Raw genomic sequence first — 1,218 nt, forward strand, 5'->3', positions numbered from 1 at the left:
TGACGTGCTCCCCAAAGCTCCTCCAGTCATAACTGGAGTCCGGGGTTGTCATGGTGCCCGTCGGGGCGGTGTTGCACAACCCGCTTGGCAGCATCGGCGGGCGTCAGCCCGCCAACACCACTATGCGGGCGCACATGGTTGTAATCATCGCGCCAGAGCCGCAGCACTGAGCGGGCATGGCCCAGCGACACGAACAGCGTCTCGTTGAGGCATTCGTCGCGCAGGCGGCCGTTGAAGCTCTCGACATAGCCGTTCTGCTGCGGCTTGCCGGGCGCGATATAGTGCCACTCGACAGGCCGCTCCTGCGTCCATCTCAGGATCGCGAGACTGGTCAGCTCGGTGCCATTGTCGCTGACGATCATCAGCGGTGGTCTTCCCCTGGTAGCGATGATGGCGTCGAGCTCGCGAGCGACACGCGCGCCTGACAAGGAGGTGTCGACCACCAGCGCCAGGCATTCGCGCGTGAAGTCGTCGACCACCGCCAGGATGCGGATACGTCGGCCACTGATCAGCGTGTCGCTGACGAAGTCGAGGCTCCAGCGCTGGTTCGGTCCTTGTGGCAGCGCCATAGGCGCTCGGGTGCCCATGGCTCGCTTTCGACCGCGCCGGCGCCTGACCCGAAGGTTCTCCTCGCGGTACAGCCGCAGCAGCTTCTTGTGGTTCATGACCAGCCCCTCGCGAGCCAGCATGATACCCAGCCGCCGATAGCCGAAGCGGCGACGCTCTGCCGCGATCTCGCGCAGCCGCGACCGCAGGTCGCCATCATCACTACGCCGGGGCGCGTAGCGCACCGACGTTCGATCTACGCCGAAGATGGAGCATGCCCGACGCTCGCTGATACCGAAGCGCTGCCGAGCCTCCTCGACAGCTCTCCGGCGAGCGGCAGGCTTCACCAGTTTTTTGCTGCCGCCTCCTTGAGCACGGCGTTGTCGAGTATCGCGTCCGCCAGCAGCCGCTTCAGCCGCGCGTTCTCGTCCTCCAGTACCTTCAGCTTGCGCGCCTGCGACACGTCCATGCCGCCGTATTTCGCCTTCCAGGCGTACAGCGTGGCGCTGCTGATCCCGTGTTTCCGGCACACGTCGGCGGTCTTCATCCCGCTGTCCTGCTCGCGCAGCACCGCGATGATCTGCTCCTCGCTGAACCTGCTCTTCTTCACATCCGTCTCCTCACGAAGGCGGACTCTAGCTCAAACTGGCGGAGTTTCAGGGGAGCACGTCA

At 64.9% G+C, this 1,218-nt stretch carries 1 protein-coding gene; it reads right to left on the reverse strand.

The genetic code is table 11. The features are described 5' to 3' along the window. Positions 1-26 precede the first annotated feature (26 nt). Positions 27-1,156 (reverse strand): IS3 family transposase gene (locus tag BACI71_RS17585; protein WP_159761497.1). Its coding sequence is split into 2 segments (ribosomal slippage): positions 27-910 and positions 910-1,156, totalling 1,131 coding nucleotides; the frame shifts between segments, so codons are not numbered across the junction. Between the last annotated feature and the right edge of the window lie 62 nt (positions 1,157-1,218).

It is taken from the genome of Sphingomonas sp. 8AM, from assembly GCF_902506455.1.
GTDB lineage: Bacteria > Pseudomonadota > Alphaproteobacteria > Sphingomonadales > Sphingomonadaceae > Sphingomonas.